The 26,028-nt window shown below is 73.1% G+C and carries 22 protein-coding genes; 9 read left to right on the plus strand and 13 right to left on the minus strand.

Features of this window, described 5'->3' with window-relative positions:
* Window positions 1–89: 89 nt before the first annotated feature.
* On the plus strand, window positions 90–800 hold the full coding sequence (locus QUE47_RS15315; protein WP_286217984.1) for a class I SAM-dependent methyltransferase: 711 nt from the start codon (window positions 90–92) through the stop codon (window positions 798–800).
* Window positions 801–824: 24 nt separating this feature from the next.
* Here QUE47_RS15315 and dapF read toward each other — a convergent pair whose 3' ends face one another.
* The 4 genes from dapF to miaB are packed head-to-tail and all read right to left on the minus strand — an operon-like array spanning window position 825 to window position 4,896.
* On the minus strand, window positions 825–1,778 hold the full coding sequence (gene dapF / locus QUE47_RS15320; RefSeq protein ID WP_286217985.1) for a diaminopimelate epimerase: 954 nt from the start codon (window positions 1,776–1,778) through the stop codon (window positions 825–827).
* A 12-nt stretch (window positions 1,779–1,790) separates the two neighbouring features.
* Entirely contained in the window at window positions 1,791–2,768 is a 978-nt protein-coding gene (miaA, locus tag QUE47_RS15325; RefSeq protein WP_434019769.1) for a tRNA (adenosine(37)-N6)-dimethylallyltransferase MiaA, read from the minus strand.
* Window positions 2,768–3,319: a hypothetical protein gene (locus tag QUE47_RS15330; protein ID WP_286217987.1), complete on the minus strand. Its 552-nt coding sequence runs from the start codon at window positions 3,317–3,319 to the stop codon at window positions 2,768–2,770. Before QUE47_RS15330 ends, miaA begins: the two co-directional genes overlap by 1 nt.
* Window positions 3,320–3,321: 2 nt before the next feature.
* Window positions 3,322–4,896, minus strand: a complete 1,575-nt coding sequence (miaB, locus tag QUE47_RS15335; RefSeq protein WP_286217988.1) for a tRNA (N6-isopentenyl adenosine(37)-C2)-methylthiotransferase MiaB — start codon at window positions 4,894–4,896, stop codon at window positions 3,322–3,324.
* Window positions 4,897–5,005: 109 nt separating this feature from the next.
* On the opposite strand from miaB, the gene QUE47_RS15340 reads away from it, so the two are divergent.
* The 4 genes from QUE47_RS15340 to QUE47_RS15355 all read left to right on the plus strand — a co-directional run bounded on the left by QUE47_RS15340 (window position 5,006) and on the right by QUE47_RS15355 (window position 8,372).
* Window positions 5,006–5,797 (plus strand): amino acid ABC transporter ATP-binding protein, encoded by a 792-nt coding sequence (locus tag QUE47_RS15340; protein ID WP_286217989.1) that lies wholly within the window; start codon window positions 5,006–5,008, stop codon window positions 5,795–5,797.
* 68 nt (window positions 5,798–5,865) lie between these two features.
* The gene (locus QUE47_RS15345) at window positions 5,866–6,744 is read left to right on the plus strand and encodes a glutamate ABC transporter substrate-binding protein (protein WP_286217990.1); all 879 of its coding nucleotides are present in this window, start codon (window positions 5,866–5,868) and stop codon (window positions 6,742–6,744) included.
* A 99-nt stretch (window positions 6,745–6,843) separates the two neighbouring features.
* On the plus strand, window positions 6,844–7,494 hold the full coding sequence (locus QUE47_RS15350; protein ID WP_286217991.1) for an amino acid ABC transporter permease: 651 nt from the start codon (window positions 6,844–6,846) through the stop codon (window positions 7,492–7,494).
* Window positions 7,491–8,372 (plus strand): amino acid ABC transporter permease, encoded by an 882-nt coding sequence (locus QUE47_RS15355; protein WP_286217992.1) that lies wholly within the window; start codon window positions 7,491–7,493, stop codon window positions 8,370–8,372. Before QUE47_RS15350 ends, QUE47_RS15355 begins: the two co-directional genes overlap by 4 nt.
* 13 nt (window positions 8,373–8,385) lie before the next feature.
* Here QUE47_RS15355 and QUE47_RS15360 read toward each other — a convergent pair whose 3' ends face one another.
* The 5 genes from QUE47_RS15360 to QUE47_RS15380 form a co-directional block, all read right to left on the minus strand.
* A complete protein-coding gene (locus tag QUE47_RS15360; protein ID WP_286217993.1) occupies window positions 8,386–8,973 on the minus strand; it encodes a regulatory protein RecX in 588 nt (195 codons plus the stop codon).
* Window positions 8,974–9,035: 62 nt separating this feature from the next.
* The gene (recA, locus tag QUE47_RS15365; RefSeq protein ID WP_286217994.1) at window positions 9,036–10,163 is read right to left on the minus strand and encodes a recombinase RecA; all 1,128 of its coding nucleotides are present in this window, start codon (window positions 10,161–10,163) and stop codon (window positions 9,036–9,038) included.
* A gap of 240 nt (window positions 10,164–10,403) precedes the next feature.
* A complete protein-coding gene (locus tag QUE47_RS15370; RefSeq protein ID WP_350227761.1) occupies window positions 10,404–11,018 on the minus strand; it encodes an MBL fold metallo-hydrolase in 615 nt (204 codons plus the stop codon).
* Between the two features lie 163 nt (window positions 11,019–11,181).
* A complete protein-coding gene (locus QUE47_RS15375; protein WP_286217995.1) occupies window positions 11,182–13,482 on the minus strand; it encodes an alkaline phosphatase family protein in 2,301 nt (766 codons plus the stop codon).
* Window positions 13,483–13,486: 4 nt separating this feature from the next.
* A complete protein-coding gene (locus QUE47_RS15380; RefSeq protein WP_286217996.1) occupies window positions 13,487–13,735 on the minus strand; it encodes a DUF3046 domain-containing protein in 249 nt (82 codons plus the stop codon).
* A gap of 210 nt (window positions 13,736–13,945) precedes the next feature.
* On the opposite strand from QUE47_RS15380, the gene QUE47_RS17315 reads away from it, so the two are divergent.
* From QUE47_RS17315 to QUE47_RS15390, 3 genes are read left to right on the plus strand one after another with little or no spacing between them, the layout of a single operon-like run.
* Complete coding sequence (locus tag QUE47_RS17315; protein WP_434019701.1) at window positions 13,946–16,069, plus strand: DEAD/DEAH box helicase; 2,124 nt, start codon at window positions 13,946–13,948, stop codon at window positions 16,067–16,069.
* Window positions 16,033–19,011: an Lhr family helicase gene (locus QUE47_RS17320; RefSeq protein ID WP_434019702.1), complete on the plus strand. Its 2,979-nt coding sequence runs from the start codon at window positions 16,033–16,035 to the stop codon at window positions 19,009–19,011. The genes QUE47_RS17315 and QUE47_RS17320 overlap by 37 nt, the downstream gene beginning before the upstream one ends.
* Before the next feature lie 3 nt (window positions 19,012–19,014).
* Window positions 19,015–19,785 carry a DNA-formamidopyrimidine glycosylase family protein gene (locus QUE47_RS15390; protein ID WP_286217997.1) on the plus strand — a complete coding sequence of 257 codons (771 nt, stop codon included), beginning with the start codon at window positions 19,015–19,017 and terminating at the stop codon, window positions 19,783–19,785.
* A gap of 5 nt (window positions 19,786–19,790) precedes the next feature.
* Here QUE47_RS15390 and QUE47_RS15395 read toward each other — a convergent pair whose 3' ends face one another.
* The 3 genes from QUE47_RS15395 to pgsA form a co-directional block, all read right to left on the minus strand.
* Window positions 19,791–20,135 (minus strand): helix-turn-helix domain-containing protein, encoded by a 345-nt coding sequence (locus tag QUE47_RS15395; RefSeq protein ID WP_286217998.1) that lies wholly within the window; start codon window positions 20,133–20,135, stop codon window positions 19,791–19,793.
* Window positions 20,136–20,386: 251 nt separating this feature from the next.
* Entirely contained in the window at window positions 20,387–20,881 is a 495-nt protein-coding gene (locus QUE47_RS15400; protein WP_434019703.1) for a CinA family protein, read from the minus strand.
* A gap of 26 nt (window positions 20,882–20,907) precedes the next feature.
* Window positions 20,908–21,474 carry a CDP-diacylglycerol--glycerol-3-phosphate 3-phosphatidyltransferase gene (gene pgsA, locus QUE47_RS15405; RefSeq protein ID WP_286219544.1) on the minus strand — a complete coding sequence of 189 codons (567 nt, stop codon included), beginning with the start codon at window positions 21,472–21,474 and terminating at the stop codon, window positions 20,908–20,910.
* Window positions 21,475–21,617: 143 nt separating this feature from the next.
* Between pgsA and QUE47_RS15410 the strand changes: the two genes are divergently transcribed.
* The gene (locus QUE47_RS15410) at window positions 21,618–22,952 is read left to right on the plus strand and encodes a CapA family protein (RefSeq protein ID WP_286217999.1); all 1,335 of its coding nucleotides are present in this window, start codon (window positions 21,618–21,620) and stop codon (window positions 22,950–22,952) included.
* Window positions 22,953–23,158: 206 nt separating this feature from the next.
* Here the strand turns inward: QUE47_RS15410 and QUE47_RS15415 are convergent, their stop codons facing one another.
* Entirely contained in the window at window positions 23,159–26,011 is a 2,853-nt protein-coding gene (locus QUE47_RS15415; protein WP_286218000.1) for an FtsK/SpoIIIE family DNA translocase, read from the minus strand.
* Window positions 26,012–26,028 lie beyond the last annotated feature (17 nt).

A 26,028-nucleotide genomic window follows, 5' to 3' on the forward strand; every position in this document is an offset into this window, starting at 1 on the left:
GCACGTCCGGGCCTTCGGCGGCGACAGAATTGCCCCCGTGGGCCTCGTGATCGCTACGGGCGCAAGTGCCCCCGGTAGGCTCCGTGCTCGTGAGCGACACGCCAGACCACTACTTCACGGCCTCCCCTGCGTCCGTCGACGAGCGCCGCACGCTCTCCGTGGACCTCGCCGGCAGGACGGTCGACGTCGAGGTCGCCTCGGGTGTCTTCTCCCCCGGGAGGCTCGACCTCGGGACCCGCGTCCTGCTCCGCTCGGTGCCCGAGCTGCCGCAGTCGCTCACGGGGACACCCGCTCCGGCGCCCACCGACCGCACCGCACCAGCAGCAGCAGCAGCAGGCGAGGAGACCATCGGCTCCGACCCGGCCGCGGGCGGGCAGAACTTCCTGGACCTCGGCTGCGGGTGGGGGCCGGTCGCCCTGACGATGGCGCTCGAGCGTCCGACGGCGACCGTGTGGGCCGTGGACGTCAACGAGCGCTCACTGGACCTGACCCGCCGCAACGCGGCGTCCCTCGGCGCGACGGGGGTCCGCGCGGTGCGTCCGGACGACGTGCCCGACGACGTCCGGTTCGACGCGATCTGGTCGAACCCGCCGATCCGCGTCGGGAAGGAAGCGCTGCACGCGATGCTGGAGCTCTGGCTCCCCCGCCTGGCGCCGGACGGCGTGGCGCACCTGGTCGTCCAGCGGAACCTGGGTGCCGACTCGCTCGCGCGCTGGATGGACGAGCACCTCGACGGGCTCGCGTCCTCGAGGTCGGCCAGCGCGAAGGGCTTCCGGGTCCTCGAGGTCAGGCACCGCTGACTCGCCTCCGGACCGTCACCGCGCCTACGGGCGCCGCAACGCTCCGCTGAAGACGAGCTCCGCAGGACCGGCGAGCTCGACGTGCCCGTCGGCCAGCGCCGTCACGCGCACCTGACCACCGGGCACGTCGACGAGCCACACGTCCGGTGCGCCCTCCCCGGCCCACCCTCGGACCGCGAGCGCCGCGGCGCACGCGCCCGTGCCGCAGGACCGGGTCTCGCCGACCCCGCGCTCGTGGACCCGCATGCGGACGCGTCCGACCAGGTGGCCGTCCACCTCCGACTCGCCGAGCGGCACGACGACCTCCACGTTGGTCCCGTGCGGCGGCGTCGGGTCCACCGTCGGTGCCACCGTGAGGTCGAGGGACGACAGCTCCGACTCGTCTGCGAGCGCGACGACCGTGTGCGGGTTGCCGAGGTCCAGGTTGGCCGCGGGACGCGCGACGTCCCACCCGCGCACGGTCACCTCGGCGTCGAAGCCGTCGGAGATCGTCTGTCCGCCGTCCGCGAACGACCACGGGCCCATGTCGACGGCGTACCAGCCGTCGGCCGCGCGCGACACGCGCCGCACACCGGCACGGGTGCCGAGCGAGAACGGGGCGCGGGACAGGTCGGCGAGGCCGAGGTGCTCGGCGAAGGCTGCGAACACGCGGACGCCGTTGCCGCACATCTCGGCGATCGAGCCGTCGCCGTTGCGGTAGTCCATGAACCACTGCGCCGACGGGTCCTCGGCGAGGACGGCCCTGCCTTCGGGTAGGTCCTCGCTCGGGGCCAGGCGGATCACGCCGTCCGCCCCGACGCCCGCCCGGCGGTCGGTGAGGCGACGGACGTCGTCCGGCGAGAGGTCGAGGACCCCCGCGCGGTCGTCGACGAGCACGAAGTCGTTCTCGGTCCCGTGCCCCTTGACGAACTCGAGGACCTCTCCCGAGGGGGTCTGGGCCGTGGAGCTTGCGGGCCGGTCGCCGGCAGTTCGGGTCATGGCGTCAGCCTGTCACGAACCGAGCGGCCGGCGCACCGGCGGCCCCTCGTCGCGGGTGTCGGTCCCGAGCCCTGGTCCGCCGCCCGGCGCCTCCTGCTCCGTGCGCTCGGCCCGGTCGACGACGGCGAGCGCGGCGCCCACGAGGTCCTCGGACCGTGCGTCGAGCCAGTGCACCCGCGGGTCGCGGCCGAACCAGCCCATCTGCTTGCGGGCGAGCCGCCGGGTCGCGGCGGTCACGCGTTCCTTCGCGTCCGTCTCGGTGATCGCGCCCGCGAGGTGCTCGATCACCTCCGGGTACCCGACGGCGCGCGACGCCGTCCGACCCAGCCGGTCGCGCAGGCCACGGACCTCGGCGACCAGGCCCTGCTCCCACATGCGGTCGACGCGCAGCGCGACCCGCGCGTCGAGCGCCTCGCGGTCGCAGTCCAGGCCGATCTGGACCGCCGGGGCGACGTACTCCTGACGCGGCAGGTTCGCGGAGTACGGCGCACCCGTGATCTCGACGACCTCGAGCGCGCGGACGAGGCGTCGCGCGTTGCGCGGGTCCAGGGCGTCCGCTGCGACGGGGTCGAGGCGCGCGAGCTCGCCGTGCAGGGCGCGCGCACCCTCGGCGTCGAGCCGGGCCTCGATCCGGGCCCTGACCTCGGGGTCCGTGCCGGGGAAGTCCATGTGGTCGAGCAGCGCGCGGACGTACAGCCCGGACCCGCCCACCACGACGGGGACGACGGACCTCGCCGTCAGGTCCGCGACCACCTGCCGCGCCGACCTCTGGTAGTCCGCCACCGACGCGTCCTCCTCCGGCTCCAGGACATCGAGCAGGTGGTGGACGACGCCGCCCCGCTCATCGGCAGGGACCTTCGCCGTCCCGACGTCCATCCCCCGGTAGAGCTGGAACGCGTCGGCGTTGACGACGTCGCCGCCCAGCGCGCGGGCGAGAGCGATCCCGAGGTCGGACTTGCCGGTCGCCGTCGGCCCGACGACCGCGACGATCACGGCCGACCTGCCGGGATCGTGTCCTTCTGGCCGGCGCCCAGGACCGTGTCCACGACCGCGTCCAGGGCGCCGTCGGCGACGAGCGCTGCGAGCGCCTCACGGACGACGTCGTCGTCGACGGCGACGATCACGACCTGGGCGGCTGCTGCCCGGCCGCTCAGCGCGTCCCCGACCCCGCCGACGATCTGGGCAGACGTCGGTGCCTCGACCACGTCCACCGCCTCGACGGCCGTCAGCCCGCCGACCACGAGCAGGCCGACGGACGCAGCGGTACCGGCAGCGGCGCCGTCCTGCCCGGGCGGCGAGGCCCACGTCAGGTCACCGGGCACCAGGCCCACGGCGCCGAGCGACGGCCGCGACCGTCCCCGTAGCGGTCGCTCGCCGCGAGCCGCGACGAGGCAGCGGACGCCCGGGGCCTGGAGCGTGTCGTCGCAGGCGTCGACCGCGTCGGCGACCGCTCGCCGCTCCTCGGCGAGCACGGTCGCACGCCCGGCCGCACCGGGGACGAGCAGCACGCTGCCGGGGATCAGCAGGGCCCGGACGGACACCGTCAGCCGCGCCGCAGCGTCGGCATGCCGAGCGCGACACCGCCGGCCGTGGTCGCGGTGCCACCGTGACCGCCGTGGCTGTGCTCCCCGCGCTCGCGCGCGGCCCAGGCGTCCCCGGCGGAGGTGCGGCGGCACGAGAACTCGCCCCCGTCGAGCGCCGAGTCCGCGATCAGGTGGTAAGGCGCCGAGTCGGTGACCCGGACGGTCACGATGTCACCCGGCCGAGGCACGTCGGCCGGTGGGACGGCGGCCGACCGGGGATCGGTCGGCGTGCCGACGTGCTGGAGGCTGTCCGTCGCCGACGCCGGGAGCGCGAGGTGGACGAGGCGGTTGTCCCGGGCGCGGCCCGAGACCCGGTGGCTCGCGCCGTCCTTGCGGCCCGCCCCCTCGGTCACCAGCACCTCGACGGTCCGGCCCACCTGCTTCGCGGACTCCTGGGCCGACATCCGGTCCTGGAGCGCGAGGAGCCGCTCGAACCGCTCCTGCACGACCTCCTTGGGGACCTGGTCCTCAAGGTCTGCCGCCGGGGTTCCGGGCCGGGGCGAGTACTGGAACGTGAAGGCGGAGGTGAACCGGGACGCCTCGACCACGCGCAACGTCTCGGCGAAGTCCTCCTCCGTCTCCCCCGGGAAGCCGACGATGAGGTCCGTGGTGATCGCGGCGTCCGGCATCGCGGCACGCACCCGGTCGAGGATCCCGAGGAACTTCTCCGAGCGGTAGGAGCGGCGCATCGCGCGCAGGACCCGGTCCGAACCGGACTGCAGCGGCATGTGCAGCTGGGGCATCACGTTCGCCGTCTGGGCCATCGCCTCGATCACGTCGTCCGTGAACGAGGCGGGGTGGGGCGACGTGAAGCGGACACGCTCGAGCCCCTCGACACGACCGCAGGCGCGCAGCAGCTTGGCGAACGCGCCGCGATCGCCGAACTCCACGCCGTAGGAGTTCACGTTCTGCCCGAGCAGGGTCACCTCGATCGCGCCCTGCGCGACCAGGGCCTCGACCTCCGCCAGGACCTCGCCGGGGCGCCGGTCGCGCTCCTTGCCGCGGAGGCTCGGCACGATGCAGAAGGTGCACGTGTTGTTGCAGCCGACGCTGATCGACACCCAGCCCGCGTAGACGGACTCGCGGCGCGTCGGGAGGGTCGAGGGGAACACCTGCAGGGACTCGGCGATCTCCACCTGGGCGGCCTCGTTGTGCCGTGCCCGCGCCAGGAGCACCGGGAGCGCGTCGAGGTTGTGGGTGCCGAAGACGACGTCGACCCACGGGGCACGCTCGACGATGGTCCCGCGGTCCTTCTGCGCGAGGCACCCGCCGACGGCGATCTGCATGCCGGGCCGCTCCGCCTTGACCGAGGCCAGCTGCCCGAGGTTGCCGTAGAGCTTGTTCGCAGCGTTCTCCCGTACCGCGCACGTGTTGACCACCACGACGTCGGCGCGGTGCGCCGCGGCGTCGGCGGCGTCGGCCTCGCGATACCCGGCGGCCTCCAGCATCCCGGCCATGTGCTCCGAGTCGTGGACGTTCATCTGGCACCCGAGCGTCTTCACGACGTAGGTGGGTGTACTGGTGGAGGTGGACATCCCCTCCAGGATACCGGTGCACGCCCGACCGGAACCGCAGGTCCGGACCGTTGCCGGACCGTTACCGCCTCGCAATGCGTCCCTGACCTTTCCCTCGTACGTTCAACAGATGAATCTTGACAGCGCTGCCTCGGCGACGCCCCAGGACACCCCGACCGCCGACAGCCAGGTGCTCGTCGAGCTCCGGGACGTCCAGAAGCACTTCGGCGAGCTCCACGTCCTGCGCGACATCGACCTCACCGTCACGCACGGGGAGGTCCTCGTCGTCATCGGCCCCTCGGGCTCCGGGAAGTCCACGCTCTGCCGTGCCATCAACCGGTTGGAGACCATCGACTCCGGAACCATCGAGATCGACGGCAAGCCCATGCCCGCGGAGGGCAAGGAGCTCGCCCAGCTGCGCTCCGACGTCGGCATGGTCTTCCAGTCGTTCAACCTGTTCGCCCACAAGACGGTCCTCGAGAACGTCACCCTCGGGCCTATCAAGGTCCGCGGGACCAAGAAGTCGGAGGCCAAGGCCGAGGCGATGAAGCTCCTCGAGCGCGTCGGCGTCGACAACCAGGCCAACAAGCTCCCCGCACAGCTCTCCGGCGGACAGCAGCAGCGGGTCGCCATCGCCCGCGCCCTCGCCATGCACCCGAAGGTCATGCTCTTCGACGAGCCGACCTCCGCGCTCGACCCGGAGATGATCAACGAGGTCCTCGACGCCATGGTCGAGCTCGCCAAGGAGGGCATGACGATGATCGTCGTCACCCACGAGATGGGCTTCGCCCGCAAGGCCGCGGACCGCGTGGTGTTCATGGCCGACGGCCAGATCGTCGAGGAGGCGACCCCCGAGGAGTTCTTCACGAACCCACAGAGCGACCGTGCCAAGGACTTCCTGTCGAAGATCCTCACCCACTGACCCAGCAGTCCCGACCGCACCGATCCACAGCGGACGGCCGACCGGCCGCCCCGACCAAGGAGGAACAGATGCGTACACGCACCATGAGCTGGATGGCGGTGGCCGCCACCGCGGCCCTCACGCTCTCCGCCTGCAGCAGCGACGACGGCGACGCAGCCGGCTCCGACGAGCCCGCGGACGTCTCGTCCTCGGACTTCGCCGAAGGCTCGACCATGGCGGAGCTGTCCGACGCCGGCGCCATCACGATCGGCACGAAGTTCGACCAGCCGCTCTTCGGCCTCAAGGGACCGGACGGCACCCCCGTCGGGTTCGACGTCGAGATCGGCAAGATGCTCGCCGCCGAGCTCGGCATCGGCGAGGACGACATCGAGTGGGTCGAGACGGTGTCCGCGAACCGCGAGCCGTTCATCCAGGACGGTCGTGTCGACATCGTCGTCGCGACCTACACGATCAACGACGAGCGCAAAGAGGTCGTCGACTTCGCGGGGCCGTACTACGAGGCCGGTCAGGCCCTGATGGTGCGCGCCGACGACAGCGAGATCACCACCCCGGAGGACCTCGCCGGCAAGAAGGTCTGCTCGGTCGACGGCTCGACCCCGGCCGGCAACATCGAGGAGAACTACCCCGACGCGGAGCTCGTCACGTTCGCGGCGTACACCGACTGCCTCGACCCGCTGCGCAACGGCCAGGTGGACGCCGTCACGACCGACAACGTCATCCTCGCCGGGTACGTCTCCGAGAGCCCCGACGACTTCAAGATCGCGGGCGACCAGTTCACGGAGGAGCCCTACGGCATCGGCATGGCCAAGGGCGACGACGACTTCCGCTCCTGGATCAACGACACCCTCGAGGCGTCCTACGACGACGGCCGCTGGCAGGCCGCGTGGGAGTCGACAGCGGGAGAGGTCCTCGACACGCCGGAGCCCCCGGCCGTCGACCGCTACTGACGCAGACCACGGACAGCCGGCCCCGTCGCGGGCCGGCCCGTTGAACCGGGACCGCCCGGCGCGCACGCGCCGGGCGGTCCCGCCGACCGAAGGGCCCGCATGGACGCCGTGATCGACGCACTACCCCGGTACTGGTCCGGGTTCACGATGACCCTCTACCTCTGGGTCGTCGCCGGCGTCCTCTCGCTGATCTTCGGGACCGTGCTCGCCGCGTTCCGGGTGTCACCGCTGAAGTCGTTGCGGGTCGTCGGCACGATCATCGTCGAGGCAGGCCGCAACACCCCGCTCACCCTGGTCTTCATCTTCTTCGTGTTCATCCTCCCGGCGGTCGGCGTGATCCTCCCGCTCGGCACGGTGCCCGCGATCATCGCCCTGACCTGCTACACGTCGGCGTTCGTCTGCGAGGCCGTGCGGTCCGGGATCAACAGCGTCGGCGTCGGCCAGGCCGAGGCCGCCCGCGCGATCGGTCTCGGCAGCGTGCAGACGCTCACGAACGTGGTGCTCCCCCAGGCCCTGCGCAGCGTGGTGCCGCCGCTCATCAACGTGCTCATCGCGCTAGCGAAGAACACGTCGGTCGCCGCCGGGTTCACCGTCGTCGAGCTGACCGCGACCGGCCGCTCGCTCGCCCGCGACAACCCCGCCGACGTCATCTGGATGCTCGCGGGCGTCGCCTTCTTCTACCTGCTCATCACGATCCCTGCGGGGATCCTCGCCGGATACGTCGAGCGAAAGGTGGTGTTCGCGCGATGAGCCGCAAGAACGAGAGCAGCGTCCTCTACGACGCTCCTGGACCCAAGACGCTGCGCAACGAGCGCATCGTGTCGATCGTCTTCCTCACGCTGCTCGCCGCAGGAGCCGTCTGGCTCGTGCTGTGGATGATCGACCTCGGCCTCTTCGACGACCGGTGGGCGGTCTTCACCGACCCGCCCAAGGGTCAGTCGGCGGAGGTCGTGTGGACAGCGCTCGGCAAGGGCCTCCTGACCACCCTCAAGGCCGCCGCGATCGCCGCGCCGCTCGCGCTCGCCCTCGCGTTCGTCCTGGCCACGCTGCGGACGTCGCGGCTGAAGGTGGTCAGCGGTCCCGCGGTCGCGGTCATCGAGTTCCTCCGCGGCATGCCCGTGCTGCTCATGATGTTCTTCGGGCTCCTCGCGCTGGGGCTGCCGGCGCTCTGGGCCGTCGTGTTCGGGCTCGCGCTCTACAACGCGGCGATCGTCGCCGAGATCCTCCGAGCCGGGCTCGTCGCGCTCCCCCGCGGACAGTTCGAGGCCGGCACCGCGATCGGCCTCACCAAGTGGCAGACGCTGCGGATGATCCAGCTCCCGCAGGTGATCCGGCTCATGCTCCCGAGCTTGATCAGCCAGTTCGTCGTGCTCCTCAAGGACTCCTCGCTCGGCTTCATCGTCGGCTACGAAGAGCTCCTGCGGACGATGCAGCTCAACTACAGCTTCTTCGGGGACCAGTACCGGTTCCCGCTCTTCATCGTCGTCCTCGCCATCTACCTGGCGGTCAACATCACGCTCTCGCGGATCGCGGTGATCGTCGAGCGACGGCTCTCGAGCAAGGGCGGCGGGGCGACTCAGCTCAAGGACGCGGGCGACGGCCCCGAGGTGCCGGTGCAGAAGCCCTGACCGGGCCTGGGGATCATCGTGCGGTCGGGTCCACGTCCGCCGAGTTCATGTCCGCCGAGTCCATTTCCGTCGAGTCCACGTCCACCGGGTCGACCTCGGCGGGCTCCGCGTCGAGCTCGGCGCGCACGAGGTCGAAGGCCAGGCTGGGCCCGTACCCCTTGCGCGCCACGGCCGCGACCGTCCGTCGGACACGCACGTCCCGATCGAGACCGCGGGACCGGGCGAGCTTCTTCCGGACGAGCTCGCGTGCAGCGTCGACCTCGTCCGCGTCGTCGACCTGCGCCAGCGCCGCCTCGGCCGTCTCGGTGTCGATGCCTTTTCGCCGCAGCTCGGCCGCGAGCGCGCGCCGCGAGAGACCCCGCTCGGCATGCCTGGTCCTGACGAGCATGTCGGCGAAAGCGCGATCGTCGACGAGCCCGACCTCAGTGAGGCGGTCCAGCAGCGGGTCGACGACGTCCTGCGGGTAGCCCTTGCGCGCCAGCGCGTCCGCGAGCTGCCCGCGGCTGCGTGGCGCGGCCGTCAGCGACCTGAGCACGTACTCGCGTGCGAGCTCGGTCGCCTCGTCCCGGCTGAGCTCCCCGGCCTCGAGCCTCTCGCCCACGCCAGGACGCGGTGCACGACGCCGGCGTCCCCCGCCGGACTCTCCTGCCTCTTCCTCCGAGATCAGAAGTCGACCTTCGCGGGCTTGGCCTGGCGTCCCTTCGCGCGGTTCGCCGCCGACGGGGCCACGGACGGTGCGACTGCCGGCACCGGCTCAGGGCCGGGCACGGTCCCGTCGGCAGGGGCGTCGAGCTTCGCGCCGATCCCGAGCTTCTCCTTGATGCGCTTCTCGAGCTCGTTGGCGAGGTCGGGGTTGTCGCGAAGGAACGCCCGCGAGTTCTCCTTGCCCTGGCCGAGCTGGTCGCCGCCGTAGGTGAACCACGAACCCGACTTGCGCACGAACCCGTGCTCGACCCCCATGTCGATCAGGCCACCCTCGCGGGAGATGCCGACGCCGTAGAGGATGTCGAACTCCGCCTGCTTGAAGGGCGGGGCCATCTTGTTCTTGACGATCTTGACGCGCGTACGGTTGCCGACCGCGTCCGTGCCCTCCTTGAGGGTCTCGATCCGTCGGATGTCCATGCGCACGGACGCGTAGAACTTCAGCGCCTTGCCACCGGTCGTGGTCTCCGGCGAACCGAAGAAGACGCCGATCTTCTCGCGGAGCTGGTTGATGAAGATCGCGGTCGTCCCCGACGCGCTGAGCGCGCCCGTGATCTTGCGGAGCGCCTGCGACATGAGCCGAGCCTGCAGACCGACGTGGCTGTCACCCATCTCGCCCTCGATCTCGGCCTTCGGCACCAGCGCGGCGACCGAGTCGATGACGACGATGTCGAGGGCGCCGGAACGGATCAGCATGTCCATGATCTCGAGCGCCTGCTCGCCCGTGTCGGGCTGGGAGACGAGCAGGGCGTCCGTGTCGACACCGAGCTTCTTGGCGTAGTCGGGGTCGAGCGCGTGCTCCGCGTCGATGAACGCGGCGATGCCACCGGCGCGCTGGGCGCTCGCCACGGCGTGGAGGGCGACCGTGGTCTTACCGCTCGACTCGGGGCCGTAGACCTCCACGACCCTGCCGCGCGGCAGACCTCCGATGCCCAGCGCCACGTCCAGCGCGATCGAGCCGGTGGGGATCACGTCGACCGGTGCGCGGCCCTCGTCGCCGAGCCGCATCACCGAGCCCTTGCCGAAGTTGCGGTCGATCTGAGCGAGCGCTGCTTCGAGCGCCTTCTCGCGGTCTGCGGGTGCAGGCATGTCGGTCACCTTCGTCTCGAGCCCGGTACGGGCTGTCGTCGTCACGTCGTACGGTCGTGAACGTCTGTGTCGTGGTCGACGGTAGGCCTGGCCACCGACACGGTGGTCCTGGACGTCACGTCCTGTGGGCGGCTGGCGTCTCCTGCGAGCCTGAGGACGACTCTACCCGAACAGGTGTTCGACGACGTCCGTCGCGTCGGCGTGTCGCGGAGCGCTCCCGGCCCGGCCCGAGGACACCGCTCACGGTACGTCCCACGAACCACCGACCGGGAGGACGACAGGCCTGCAGCCGGCAGCGTGCTCCGCCACCGCGACACCGAACGCCAGTCCCGCCACGTCCATCCAGCCCGGCGGCAGGTGACGCCCGCCCGGGACGTGCAACGTCCCCCAGTGCACCGGGACAGCGGCACGCACCGACGCGTCGGCGCACACCTGCGCGGCCTCGCGCGGCCCCATGTGACCTCCCGAGAGGCGCGGTCCCCACCCGGACACCGGGACGAGAGCCACGTCGACGGGCGCGCCCGCCAGCGACGGCGTCCGTCCGATCCCGTCGTAGACCTCGGTGTCGCCCAGAGCCCACACGACCGTCGTCCGGTCCTCCTCGACCACCTTCACCAGGTGACCGTTCGCTGCACCCGGACGGTGCGGCATCGGCCGGTCACCGTGCACCGCGGGCGTCAGACGCACGGACACGCCAGCGGAGACCTCGAACCACTCGTCGGGTCCCAGACCCACGGCCCGCACCCCTCGACGCTCCAGCCACCGCGCGTTCTCGGGCGCCGTGACCACCGGCACCCCCGGCAGCATCCGCAGCGACCGCAGCTCCGCGTGGTCGTGGTGCAGGTGCGAGAGCAGGACGGCGTCGGCTCCCTCCCAGACCGGTCCCGGCCGGGGCCCCGCCGCCGCAGCACCCCCGCATGACGACGCAGCAGAGGGTCCGTCAGGATCTTCGTGCTCGCGTCACCGACACGGGCGTCGACGACGACCGTCGAGTGGCCGAGCCAGGTGACGGAGACCGTCACGGACGCAGCCCGAGCTCGCGGGACCACGCGACGAGCCGCTCGTGCACGGCCTCCGCGCCGACGAGCATCGGCGTCCCGTCCACGACCTCGCGCAGCGCCGGGTCGACGTCGAGCGCCGCGGGCCGGATCAGGAGCGCCTCCCCCTGCGCGCCCCCGAGCCCGCCGTGAGACCCCACGAGACCCTCGAACGCGTGCACCAGCCCGGCATCGTCCACACGAGACACGAGCAGGAGGTCACCCGTGCTCGGCATCGTCGCCGCGCGCAGCAGGTCAGCGGCCGCGCGGCTCCCGTACCGCGCGAGCGGGTCCTGCCCGTCCACCCGGCCCGAGACCAGGTCGCGCCTGCCGTGCGGACCGTGCGCGACGACGTCCGGCACCTCGCTGCCCGTGTCGACGAGCCGCGGAGGCTCGAGGCACACCACCACCCCGACCGTCGGGTTGGCCAGGAGCCCGTCGATGAGCCGCGGCCACCGCGACCTGATCTCGTCACCGCGGAGCCTGCCCTTCGAGCGTGGGAACCAGACGAGACCCAGGTTGCCCGAACCGACCACGGCGACCTCGGGCAGGTCGCCGTCGCGCGCAACCGAGGCGCGCTCGACCGCGCCGTCGGCGGGCACGGAGTCCCGTGCGTCGCCGCGACCTGGCCCCGCCGTCCGATCTGCCCCCGTCCGACCCGACCCGGGACCGACGCGCACGCGGGCGGCGCCGTCGGAGAACGCGTTGACGGCGGTGTTGACCGCACCCCAGTCCTCGTCGTCCGCGGCGGACTCGCTGCGGACCGCCGCGCCGTCGTCCTGCATGAGTCTCTCGACCTCCGCGCCGAAGCTGCGCCCGCAGATCTCCTCGAACGTCTCGCCGAGCGACTGGCCGTGGTCCGACAGCACCACGACCTCGTAGTCGCGCGGGGCGACGTCGACGACCCGGGACAGCAGCCCGACGACCCGGTCGAGCCCCTCGAGCGCCCGCAACGCCTCAGGGCGCAGGGGGCCGGCATGGTGCGCGATCTCGTCGTAGTCGACGAGATCGACGAAGATCACCGGGTCGCCGTCGACGATCCTCCCCGCGACCAACGAGACGTTGAGGTCACGGAGCACCACGTTCGAGACGCCCCGGAGCACCGGGAACCACCCGAGCCGCCTCACCCTGGGCCGCACGCCCCGTCGCGCCTGCTGCCACCCCTGGTAGAGCTCCTTGAGGATCTCGCCGACCGTGCCGACGAGCGCCCGGGAGAGCACGAACGGACTCGAGAAGAAATGGACGAACAGCGCGCCCGGCCCCAGTCCGTCGCGACCCGCCGCACGGCTCATCACCAGGAGGTTCGTCGCGGCGTCGCCGGAGAACATGGTCGAGATCGCCGCCCCGCCGTGGGCGAGGAGCCCGCCCCCGTCCGAGAGGAGCGCCTCCACCCGGGCGGCGTCGGCAGGACGGTTCGTCACCACGAGCCGCCCCGTGTCGCGGTCCCACCAGCGGAAGGCCGGGACTGCGTCGCTCCGCCCGTGCAGCAGGCCCGCCTGGCTCGCCGGCGTGGTGCAGGGCACCCGCGCCCACCACGACTCCACCACGTGGCTGCCGTCACGGACCCACGCGGTGAGGTTCGGGGCGAGCCCCGCCTGGACCGCATGGTCGAACGCCGGGCGGGAGACGCCGTCGAGCTGCACGACGAGCAGACCGCGCGGACGCGCCTCCGGGGCGTCCGGCGTGCTCGCTGCGGCGGGACCGGCCTCGCGGACGTCGCCGTCGTGGACGTCGCCGTCGTGGTCGTCGGTGGCGGTGTCGCCGGCGCTGGCGGTGTCGCCGGCGCTGGCGGTGTCGCCGGCGCTGGACCCAGTGTGCGCGGTTCCGGTGTCGTCCTCACGACGCTCGACCGCCCGACGGCGCCGCCGCGCCCGCCGGAGCAGGTCGGCGACCACGTACTCCTGGTCACCGGCTCCCACGAGCCACTGCCCGGTCGTCATGACGACCGATGCCACGAGCAGGACGAGCACCGCTCCCCACGGACCGCCCGCGTCGATCCCCGGCAGCAGCAGGAGCGCGGCCGCCGCGACCAGCAGCTGGAGGACGATGCCGAGCCCGATCGCGACGACGGCGCCGGTGCGCCGGGCGACCGCGCGCAGCGGCGGCCGGACGAGCCAGTCCCCGAGCGCGACGACGGCGGCAGCGGCGAGGACCCATCCCGCGCTGCTCGACCCGGCGCCGGGGACGATCCAGAGGGCGAGCGCGAGACCGAGCGCGGTCGCGACGAGCGACCAGGCCGCACCGCTCAGGTCCTGCGACGACGGGGCGGCCGGACGGGTCATGCCGTCATGATGCCGTAGCCCCGGGCTGCGGCGGGGCAGGCCGACGATGGTCGTGTCCCCAGCGCTGCGCCTCGGGGATCTCCATGGCGTCGCACAGCGCGTGCCAGACCTCTCGCGGTTCCACACCGTCCTCGATCGCCTGGGCAGCCGTACGGCTGTCTAGCCCACCGAGGGTCTGGTCGCCCGCGAGGACGCGCCCGTAGGACGCGCCGAAGACCTCGTCGACCAGCTGCCAGAACTCCCGATAGCGCACGTCACCACTGTGTCACGTCGGGACGGACGAGCACGACGGACGAGCACGACGGACGAGCAGGACGGACGAGCACAGCGACCGCCGGACGCCCCGCGATCGCGGCCCGCACCACGCCCGCGCAGGACGCCCCGCCGGGCCCCACGACGCGCCACGACGCGCCACGTCGAGGACGACCGCGCGTGCGTCGGTGGCTCCTGCGACGATGCCGTCGTGACCGCAGCATCCCTCGACCGCTTCGGTGAACCCACGCGTGCGTGGTTCTCCGGCGCATTCGAGGCGCCCACGACCGTGCAGGAGGGCGCGTGGGACGCGATCGCCTCCGGCCGGCACGCCCTCGTCGTCGCGCCGACCGGTTCGGGCAAGACCCTGGCGGCGTTCCTGTCCGCGCTCGACTCCCTCGCGCACGAGCCCGCGCCGCCGGACCGGGCGGACCGCTGCCGCGTGCTGTACGTCTCGCCGCTCAAGGCGCTGGCGGCCGACGTCGAGCGCAACCTCCGCTCCCCGCTCGCCGGGATCCGCCAGGCCGCCCGCAGGCTCGGCGGCGCCGCCCCGCAGATCGACGTCGGCACGCGCACCGGGGACACCCCGACGGCCGAGCGCCGCGCGTTCGCGACCCGTCCGCCGGACATCCTCATCACCACCCCGGAGTCCCTGTTCCTGGTCCTCACGTCCGCGGCGCGGGCGGGCCTCGCGGGAGTGCGCACGGTGATCGTCGACGAGATCCACGCGGTGGCAGGGACGAAGCGTGGCGCGCACCTCGCGCTCTCGCTCGAGCGTCTCGATGCGCTCCTGCCCACCCCGGCGCAGCGGATCGGACTGTCCGCGACGGTCCGCCCGGTCGACGAGGTCGCACGGTTCCTCGCCGGGACCCGGACGGTCGCCGACGGCGGGCGCGAGGTCGTGGTGGTCCAACCCCCGTCCGCCAAGGAGGTCGCGGTCGACATCGTCGTGCCGGTGCCGGACCTCGCCGACCTGTCGACCGCGCCCGAGGCCGGCGCGCGGTCGGAGCCCGGTGGCGACGGCCCCGGCGGGGCCCTGCCGCCGCTGCCCCCGGGCGAGCCCGACCTGACCGGCGCGGCCGCCGGGCGCCCTCGGGCGCCGTCGGTCTGGCCGCACGTCGAGGAGCGCATCGTGGACCTGGTCGCGGCGCACCGCTCGACGCTGGTGTTCGCGAACTCCAGGCGCAGCGCCGAGCGTCTCACGGCCCGGATGAACGAGGTCTGGGCCGAGCGTCTCGGCGAGGACGTACCGGATCGTGGGACCTTGCACGCCGCGCACGTCCAGGCCCAGTCCGGTGCCGCCGCCGGCAGCGAGCCGGTGCTCGCCCGCGCGCACCACGGATCGATGAGCCGCGCGCAGCGCACGAGCACCGAGTCCGCGCTCAAGGCCGGCGAGCTCCCGGCCGTCGTCGCGACCTCGTCGCTCGAGCTCGGGATCGACATGGGCGCGATCGACCTCGTCGTCCAGGTGGGCTCGCCGCCGTCGGTGGCCAGCGGGATGCAACGCATCGGTCGTGCCGGCCACCAGGTCGGGGCGGTCTCGCGCGGGGTCGTCCTCCCGCTGTTCCGCGGCGACCTCGTCCCCGCCGCGGTCGTCGCCTCACGGATGCGCGAGGGTCTGATCGAGCACGTCCACGTGCCGCGCACGCCGCTCGACGTCCTCGCCCAGCAGGTCGTCGCCATGGTCGCCCAGGACACGTGGACCGTCCCCGACCTCGCCGCGCTCGTGCGCCGGGCGTCTCCCTTCGCGACCCTCGGAGACGCGACCCTGCGCGCCGTCCTCGACATGCTCGCCGGGCGGTACCCGAGCGAGGACTTCGGCGAGCTGCGACCCCGGGTCGTGTGGGACCGGGCCTCCGACAAGCTCACCGGTCGACCGGGAGCGCTCCGGCTGGCGGTCACCAGCGGCGGGACGATCCCCGACCGCGGCCAGTACGGGGTGTTCCTCGCGGGCAACGGCCAGGTGCCGGACGACGTCGCGCCCGACGGGTCCCCGTCGTCCTCGGGCACAGGCACGGGCGCGGGCACGCACGCAGGTACAGGCCGCCGTCCGGACGCGTCCAAGGGTGGACGGCGGGTCGGGGAGCTCGACGAGGAGATGGTCTACGAGTCGCGCGTCGGTGACACCTTCACGCTCGGCTCGAGCACCTGGCGCATCGAGGAGATCACTCCCGACCGGGTGCTGGTCACGCCTGCACCCGGCGTCCCCGGCCGGCTCCCGTTCTGGAAGGGCGACTCCCCGGCCGGCCCGCCGAGCTCGGCGCCGCCGTCGGGGCCTGGGTCCGCGAGACGGGCGCCGTGCTGGACGACGCACCCGCGCTCGACACCCGCCTGACGGACGCCGGTCTCGACACGTGGGCGGCGGACAACCTCGCGAGCTACCTGCGTGAGCAACGGACCGCGACCGGTCGGCTGCCCGACGAGCGGACCGTGGTCGTCGAGCGGTTCCGCGACGAGCTCGGGGACTGGCGCGTCGTCGTCCACTCGCCCTGGGGTGCGAAGGTCCACGCCCCGTGGGCGCTGGTCCTGGCAGGGCGGCTCCGCGAGCGTTACGGGATCGACGCCGCCGCGATGCACTCCGACGACGGGATCGTGCTGCGGCTGCCGGACACCGGGGCGGGCTGGGAGTCCGTGCCGGGAGCCGCCGCCGACGACCCTGAGGCACCGTCCGAGGCGCCGGGCACGCTCACCTCGGACGATCTCGTGATCGACCCGGACGACGTGCTCGAGGCCGTCCGTTCCGAGCTCGCCGCCTCGGTCATGTTCTCGGCCCGGTTCCGCGAAGCGGCCGCGCGAGCCCTCCTGCTGCCGCGGCGCCGACCCGACCGCCGCCAGCCGCTGTGGCAGCAGCGGCAGCGCGCCTCCCAGCTGCTGGAGGTCGCCTCGACGTACCCGGAGTTCCCGATCGTCCTCGAGGCGGCGCGTGAGTGCCTCCAGGACGACTTCGACGTCGCGGCGCTCACGGAGCTGATGCGAGGGCTGGCGGCCGGGGACGTGCGCCTCGTCGAGGTCGAGACCTCGAGCCCGTCGCCGTTCGCCCAGTCGCTCCTGTTCGGGTACACCGCGCAGTTCCTGTACGACGGCGACGCTCCGTTGGCCGAGCGCCGAGCCGCGGCGCTGGCCCTGGACCCCACGCTCCTGGCCGAGCTGCTCGGCACGACGGACGCGGCCTCGCAGCTGGCCGACCTGCTCGACCCTGACGCGATCGAGCGGACCGAGGCCGAGCTCGGTCTGCTCACCGACGAACGACGCGCACGGCACGCGGAAGACGTGGTGGACGTGCTCCGACGCACCGGCCCGCTCCCGGCGTCGGAGCTCGCCGCGCGCGTCCGGCCGGAAGCGCGCGACGACCTCGACGGGTGGCTCGCCGACCTCGAGGCGTCCCGCCGCGTGATCTCGATCCGTCTGGCCGGCGTCCCGCCGGAAGCGGCGCAGCAGTGGGCCGTCGTCGAGGATGCCGGGCGTCTGCGCGACGCGCTCGGCGTGGCGCTGCCCGTCGGTGTACCCGAGATCTTCACCGAGCCGGTCGTCGACCCGCTCGGGGACCTGGCGCGCCGGCACGCGCGGACCCACGGCCCGTTCGCGGCCGCCCGGCTGGCCGAGCGCTTCGGGCTGGGCACCGCCGTCGCCGCCGAGGTGCTGCGCCGGTTGGAGACGGCTCGCGTCCTCGTCAGTGGGCGGCTGCGCCCGGAGTCGCTGGGCGGGACCGGGGAGGAGTGGTGCGACGCCGAGGTGCTGCGCACGCTTCGGCGGCGGTCTCTGGCCGCCCTGCGCTCGGAGGTCGAGCCCGTCGTGCAGGAGACGCTCGGGGTGTTCGCCCCGGACTGGCACCAGATCGGGCACCTCCGGGGCACGGACGGGCTCCTGCGGGCCGTCGAGCAGCTCTCCGGTGCCGTCGTGCCGGCATCGGCGCTCGAGACGCTGGTGCTCCCGAGCCGTGTCACGGACTACACCCCGGCGATGCTCGACGAGCTGACGACCACGGGCGAGGTGCTCTGGGCGGGGCACGCCGCCCTGCCCGGCTCCGGCGGCGGCGACGGGTACGTGAGCCTGCACCTCGCCGACGCCGCGCCGCTGACGCTGGCTGCGCCGTCGGACCTCACCGACGGCGGCCCCCTCGACACCGACCTCCACCGGACGGTTCTCGCGCTGCTCGAGGACTCCGGCGGCTACTTCCTCGCCCGGCTCGCCGAGCGCGCCGAGGCGACGGGGCCCGCGACCCTCGACGTGCTCTGGGACCTGGTCTGGGCGGGCCGAGTGACGAACGACGGCCTCGGCGCGCTCCGCGAGCGGCTCGGCGCCAAGGGAGGCAGCCATCGCGCCGCACGGGCACCTGCGCGGGCACGGCCACTGCGCCGGTCCCGCTTCGGCACGCTGCCGGGACCTCAGCGGCAAGCCGCGGTCCGCGGCGGCGGAGGCCGGTGGTCCGCCCTGCCACCCGTCGAGCAGGACCAGACCCGTCGCACGGCCGCCCTGACGCGGGTGCTGCTCGACCGGCACGGGATCCTGACGAGGGGCAGCGCGCACGCGGAGTCGGTCCCTGACTACTTCCGCGGCGTGTACCGCGCACTCGGCGCGCTCGAACAGGCCGGCTCGGTGCGGCGCGGCTACTTCGTCGAGCACCTGGGGGCGTCGCAGTTCGCCCTCCCGGGCGCCGTGGACCGGCTGCGCACCGTCGCGGCCGACCGGGACCGTGCACGAGAACGCCGCCTCGCCCAGTCGTCCTCGCCGACCACGGGCCCTGCGGGACTCGTGCTCGCTGCGACGGACCCCGCCAACCCGTTCGGCGCCGCGCTGGGATGGCCGAGGGCACGCGGAGCCGAGCGGGGCGCAGGGCACCGTCCGGGGCGCAAGCCCGGCGCGCTCGTCGTCCTCGTCGAGGGCGAGCTGGTGCTCTACGTCGAGCGCGGTGGTCGTTCCGTCCTGACCTTCCCGGCCGACGGACATCGGGGACAGGAGGATCCCTCCGCCGCCCTGCAGGCCGCGGGCGCCGCGTCCAACGTCATGCCGGCGGCGCGGCCCGCGGACCGTGCGCCGTCCGAGGGCGAGAGGCACGTCGTCGTGGACGAGCCCGCCGAGCACGCGATGCTCGTCGCGGCGGCCCGCGCGCTCGCGGAGGCGGTCGCCGCAGGCAGGGCCGGGCCGACCACGGTGATGCGGGTCGACGGCGAGGAGGCGCTCGCCGCGGCGGGCAGGACACGTCCCCACGGGCCCGTGGCCGCTCTCGTCGCCGCAGGGTTCACGCCGACGCCTCGCGGTCTGCGGCTGCGCAGGTGAACCGTGCCCGAGGGTGACGTGGTGCGGCGTACGGCGGTCCGGATCGACGCTGCGCTCAGCGGGAGGACGCTCGTGCGGGCGGAGCTGCGCTGGCCCGGTGCGAGCGGGGTGGACTTCGTCGGTCGCACGGTCCTCGAGACCGTCTCTGTCGGCAAGCACCTGCTCACCCGGATCGACGACGGCAGGACGGTCCACTCGCACCTGAGGATGGACGGCACCTGGAGCGTCGCACGCACCGGCGCCGCGGCGTCCCGCGCCCGTGGACCCTGGGTACGGGCGGTGCTCGCGAACGACCTGTGGACGTGCACGGGGACCCGGCTTGGGATGCTCGACGTCGTGCGGACGCGCGACGAGAACGTTCTGGTCGGCCATCTGGGGCCGGACGTCCTGGCCGCCGACTTCCCGGGGTCCGGGGTCGTGGAGGCGACAAGACGACTCGGAGCGGACGGCGCTCGTCCGGTGGCCGCGGCCCTCCTCGACCAGCGGTGCGTGGCCGGGTTCGGCACGATCTACACGGCTGAGAGCCTGTGGGCCGGGCGAACCTCGCCCTGGACGCCCGTCGGCGCCGTGGCCGACCTGCGAGGGGTGCTCCTCGCAGGTCGGGCAGCCATGCTGCTCAGCGCAGACCGCGGGTTGGACGCGCGCACGTCAGATGTCTACGGCCGCGCCGGACGCTCGTGCCGACGCTGCGGGACGACGATCGCGACGGGCAGTGCCGGGGATGCGCCGCAGGACCGGACGATCTACTGGTGCCCGGGCTGCCAGGTCGGGTGACCGGATCAGCCGACGGGCGTGAGCTCCTCGGGCTGCGGGTGCCCTTCAGGAGCGAGCCGCCGCTCGAGGTCGTGAGCGGCGAAGTCCGCGGGGATCGTGTCCGGGATCATCATGCCCTCGGCGACGGCGACCCGGTCGCTCACCTCGCGCAGGACGATCGACATCGGCACCGTGAGCGCCTCGCAGATGGACGCGAGAAGCTCGGACGATGCCTCCTTCTGACCACGCTCGACCTCGCTCAGGTACCCGAGCGACACGCGAGCGTCCGAGGACACCTCACGAAGGGTCCGGCCCTGGCGCTGACGCGTGTCACGCAGCACGTCACCGATCTCTCGTCGAAGAACGATCATCTGGCTCTCCCTTCCCGTGTCCGGGGCTGTCGTCACGACAGCCTGCTGTGGTGCTGAACTCCCGGGTCGACCGGCCGGCAGTCGGCTGCCGCTGACAGCTCGCCCGACCGACGCGTCCGATCTTCCCGAAGGATGCGTCCTACCGTACCCTGCGCCACCGACGGTCGCGTGAAGGTCTCGGGTGGACTTTCTGGTGCTGATCACGTCTGTTCCAACGCCTCGCCTGCCACGCTTGTTCCCGGAGCGGCTGCTCACCCGGTCACCCTGCCCAGGACGAGCTCGAGGGCGCGGTCGACGGCACAGCGGCGCACCGCGGCGCGGTCGCCGACGAGGTGGACGAGCTCGTGGTGCGAGCCCCAGGGCGCGTCGAGCGCGAGATGGACGATCCCGGGCTCGACCCCGTCCTGCGGGTCCGGCCCCGCGACCCCGGTCGTCGCGACCCCGACGTCCGCACCCAGGGAACGGCGCACACCGTGCGCCATGGCCAGCGCGACGTCCCGGTCGACGGGACCGCGACGCGCGAGGAGCCCGCGATCGACCCCGAGCAGGCTCGACTTCAGATCGGTCGCGTATGCGACGACACCGCCGCGCAGCACCCGTGAGGCCCCGGGCACGTCGACCACGGCTGCCGCGAGCGCGCCGCCGGTGAGGGACTCGGCGACCGCGAGCGTCAGCCCGGCCCGCGCCAGGCGATCGACGACACGCTCGGCGAGCGTCGTCGCGGACGGGCCGTCGTCCGCGCCCACCGCTCCTGGCGGGTCCGCCGGTGGCGTCACGGCGTACCGGACGAGCCCGTCGCGTCGACGGCGCCCGTGCGCCCGGCGGCGCCCCGGCGTCCGGCACGCGCGACGCGCGCCCCCTGGATCGCGTACTCGATCCCGGTCGCCACCGTCACCAGCACCGCAGCACCCATCACGCAGTACGCGAGCACCGCGATCCATGTCGGCAGCGCGAACAGCGGGAGCAGGAAGAGGGAGATCGCGACGGACTGCAGGACGGTCTTGAGCTTTCCTCCGCGCGAGGCCGGCATCACGGCGTACCGGAGGACGGCGAAACGCATCAGCGTGATCCCGAGCTCGCGCACGAGGATGACGGCGGTGACCCACCACCACAGGTCACCGAGCCACGACAGGATCAGCAGCGCTGCGCCCACGAGCAGCTTGTCGGCGATCGGGTCCAGCAGCTTCCCCAGGTCCGTCACCTGACCGGAGCGACGGGCCAGCCAGCCGTCCACCCGGTCGGTGGACGCCGCGACCACGAAGATGGCGGTCGCCACCCAGCGCCAGGTGATGCTCTCCCCGCCGTCCGCGAGGAGCGCCCACGCGAAGAAGGGCACCATCGCGATGCGCGCGGTCGTGACCGCGTTGGCTGCATTCCATTCCGACCTGAAGGAGACCACGGCCCCACCCTATGCGCGCGGGACGTCGGTCCGGGCAGCGTCCCGCGACCACTCGTCGGGCGCGCCGCGCGTACTCTTACGCCGTGACCAGACACGCGACTCTCGGGCGACGCGGCCCGGGACGCACCTACACCCGTCCCCTCCTCGCCGCCGCGACCCTCGGTGTCGTGCTCGGCGGCGTCGTCGGCTGCACGGTGATGAGCGGAGACGGCGGGTCCGGCGGCACGTCCGGTGCGTCCGGCACCACGTCCCAGGCCGGCATCGACGGGGTCACGACGGACAAGGAACCGGCGCCCGCGCCGGAGCCCGAACCGACGCCGGAGCCCGCCGAGTTCACGATCCTCGCGGCCGGCGACGTGCTGCCGCACGCGCACGTCGACCGTTCGGCGTTGCTGCCCGACGGGACCTACGACTTCTCGGACCTGCTGTCCGGCTTCGACGACTGGGCCTCGGGAGCGGACCTTGCGCTGTGCCACATGGAGGTCCCGGTGTCGCCCGAGGGCGAGAAGCCGAGCGGGTACCCGATGTTCGGCGCGCCACCCGAGCTCGTCACGGATCTCGCGGAGCAGGGGTGGGACGGCTGCTCGACCGCCTCGAACCACTCGCTCGACCGCGGGTGGGACGGCGTGACCACCACGCTGGACGCGTTCGACGCCGCGGGGCTCGGCCACGTCGGCACGGGCCGCACGGAGGCCGAGGCGCTCTCCCCGCAGCTGTACGAGCTGGAGCGGGCCGACCGGACGATCACTGTCGCGCACCTGTCGGCCACGTTCAGCACCAACGGCATCCCGCTCCCGGCCGACCAGCCGTGGGCCGTGGACCTCATCGACGCCGACCGGCTCGTCGAGCAGGCCACGGCGGCCCGGGCCGACGGCGCCGATCTCGTCGTCGTGAGCATGCACGCAGGCACTGAGTACACCACCCAGCTGACCGACCAGCAGGTCACGGTCAGCACCGCGCTCGCCGAGTCCGGCGAGGTCGACCTGCTCATCGGGCACCACGCGCACGTCCCGCAGGAGATCACCCGACTCGACGGCGGGCCGGACGACGCCGGCATGTGGGTCGCGTACGGCCTCGGGAACTTCGTGTCCAACCAGAGCGTCGAGTGCTGCGTCGCCGAGACGAGCAGCGGCGTCGTGCTGACCGCGACCGTGGTGCAGGAGCCCGAGGGCCCCGCACACGTGACGGGCGCAGAGTGGTCGGCCGTGACGGTGGACCGCGCCGACGGTCATGCCGTCCACGTCATCGAGGACGTGGTGGACGACACCTCCGGGGTCGGGACGCTGAGCCAGGACGAGCTCGAGACCCGTCTGGGCCTGGTCGAGGGCGCCGTGGGCGAGGACGCGCCCGAGCGCTCACAGGCCCCGACCCCCACGGGACCGGAACCGTCTGTCGTCACGCGCTCGACCGACGGCTGACGACGAGCTCTGGGCCGTTGGCCCTTGGCCCAGAGCCCGAGGCCCAAGGCCCAGGGCCCAGGGCCCAGGGCCCAGGGCCCGAGCAGATCAGCAGCGGACGGTGCGCGGGTCCGTGACTCACGTCGGTCGTGGTTCGCAGACCCGCGTCGGTCGCCGTCCGGGTCGGTGAGGCGCGTCGTCGGCCGTCGTCGGGTCGGTGACCCGCGTCAGTCCTCGTCCGGCTCGGCGTCCTGGTCGTACGCTGCCGGGCCTGGCTCCCCGCGCAGCATCGCCAGCGTCGCGGGCAGGTCGTCCGGCTGGATCAGCACGTCACGCGCCTTGGACCCCTCGGAGGGCCCGACGACCTCGCGCGACTCGAGCAGGTCCATGAGCCGCCCGGCCTTGGCGAAGCCGACGCGGAGCTTGCGCTGGAGCATCGACGTCGAGCCGAACTGGCTGGTGACGATGAGCTCCGCGGCCTGCAGCAGCAGGTCGAGGTCGTCGCCGATGTCCTCGTCGACCTGCTTCTTCGGCGCGACCTGCGCGACGTCCTCGCGGTAGACGGGCTTGAGCTGCGCCTTCACGTGCTCGACGACGCTGTGGACCTCGCGCTCCGTGACCCAGGCGCCCTGGACGCGCATCGGCTTGGCGGCACCCATGGGCAGGAACAGCGCGTCGCCCTGCCCGATCAGCTTCTCGGCGCCGGGCTGGTCGAGGACGACGCGGGAGTCCGCGAGGGACGACGTCGCGAACGCCAGCCGCGAGGGCACGTTCGCCTTGATGAGGCCCGTCACCACGTCGACGGAGGGTCGCTGGGTGGCAAGCACCAGGTGGATCCCGGCGGCGCGGGCGAGCTGCGTGATCCGCTGGATCGACGCCTCGACGTCGCGCGGGGCCACCATCATCAGGTCGGCCAGCTCGTCCACCACCACGAGAAGGTAGGGGTAGGGCGCGATCTTGCGCTCCGAGCCCGGCAGCGGCTGGACCTTGCCCGCCCGGACGGCCGCGTTGAAGTCGTCGATGTGCTTGTACCCGAACATCGCGAGGTCGTCGTAGCGGGCGTCCATCTCGCGCACGACCCACTCGAGCGCCTCGGCCGCCTTCTTCGGGCTCGTGATGATCGGGGTGATGAGGTGCGGGATCCCCTCGTAGATCGTCAGCTCGACGCGCTTGGGGTCGACGAGGACGAGTCGGACCTGCTCCGGCGTCGAGCGCATGAGGATCGACGTGATCATCGAGTTGATGAAGCCCGACTTGCCGGCTCCGGTGGCACCGGCGACGAGCAGGTGCGGCATCTTCGCCAGGTTGGCCACCACGTAGCCGCCCTCGACGTCCTTGCCCACGCCCATGACGAGGGGGTGCTCGGTCCGGCGGGCCGCCGACGACCGCAGGACGTCACCGAGGACGACCGTCTCGCGGTCCGTGTTCGGGATCTCGATGCCGATCGCGGACTTGCCGGGGATCGGCGACAGGATGCGCACGTCGGCGCTCGCCACGGCGTAGGCGATGTTCTTCGACAGCGAGGTGATGCGCTCGACCTTGACGGCCGGGCCGACCTCGACCTCGTACCGCGTGACCGTCGGTCCGCGCGTGAAGCCGCTGACCTTCGCGTCGATGGAGAACTGGGTGAAGACGCGGGTCAACGACTCCACGACCCGGTCGTTCGCCGCGGAGCGGGACTTGTGGGGTGCTCCCTTGACGAGCGAGTCCTCGTTGGGCAGGAGGTAGACGATGTCGCCCTCCAGCATGCCCTGCACGCCCTGGGGCACGGGTCGGTGCTCCGGCGCACCGTCACCGACGAGCGCCTCGCTGGTCGCCGCGGCTGCGGCCACCGAGTCGACGGCGATCTCGGTCGTGGACTCGTCCGGTCCTGCCGTCGCGCGCTCGGCCGGAGGTCCGTCGACCGCGAGGTCGCCCGGGGCTCCGCCGGCCGCGTCGTCGACCGGTCCGCCCGCGTCCTCGTGGTCGACCATGGCGGCCTTCTCGAAGGCTTCGTCGCCGGAGTAGCGGCCCTCCCAGTCCACCTCGGCGGGGGCACCGGCACGGTCTGCCGCACGTTCCGCCTTCGATCGGCGACCTCGGCGCCGCTTCGGGGTGGTCGGCGCGTCGCCGTCACCCTCGTCGTGACGCGAGACGCCTTCGGCGAGCTCGAGCCCGTCGTCGTCGGTCACGGGCTCCGCAGGGTGCCCGGTCAGCCGCCGGTAGAGGCCGCGCAGACGCTCGGGGATCGCGTTGACCGGCGTGGCGGTGACGACGAGGACGCCGAAGAAGCCGATGAGCAGCAGGATCGGGACGGCGAACCACGCCGTGAGGCCGGCGACGAGCGGGGTCGCCACGAGGTAGCCGATCACGCCGCCGGCGTCCTGGACGGGCCCGAACCCGTCGGTCGGCGACGGGACTCCCGCCGAGACGTGCACGAGGCCGCACACGGACACGACGAGGAACCCGAGCCCGATCGCGACCCGCGAGGTGGACTGGCTCCGCTCCGGGTGCCGCATGACCCGCACCGCGATCCACAGCAGCAGCACGGGCACCGCGACGCCGACCACCCCGAAGGTCCCGGCGACCACCGCGTGCACCCCGTCACCGAACGCGCCCGAGACGCCCCACCACTCGCGCGCCGCGACGACCACGGCGATCGCGAGGAGGAAGAACGCGAGCCCGTCCCTGCGGTGCGCCGGGTCGAGGTCGCGGGCACCCTGCCCGATGGCGCGGGTCGTGCCGCCCACGGCGTGCGCGGTCCCGAGCCAGATCCCGGAGATCGCGCGGACCGGCCACGGCTTGGGCCGCGGGGCCGGCGCGGACCTCGCCCGCGCGCCCTTGGTCGCCGGGGTCCGCTTGGTCGTGCCCTTCGTGGCCTGGGTCCCCGTGGCTCGCCCGCTGTTCTTGTCCGCGATCCGTCGGGTGCCGGACGACGTCCCACCGGTCGCGCTCCTGCCCTTGGCCGGCGCGGCGCGGGTCCCTGCCGTCGCGCCCATGCGGGACGTCGTCGCGCGGGTGCTCGACGACGCCGCACGCCCGTCGCTGCGGGCGCGTGAGGACTTCGAGGATGCCGAGTTCGAGGCGCGGAAGGACGACATAGTGCTGACACGGTACC

The sequence above is a fragment of the Paraoerskovia sediminicola genome, assembly GCF_030296575.1.
Taxonomy (GTDB): domain Bacteria; phylum Actinomycetota; class Actinomycetes; order Actinomycetales; family Cellulomonadaceae; genus Paraoerskovia; species Paraoerskovia sediminicola.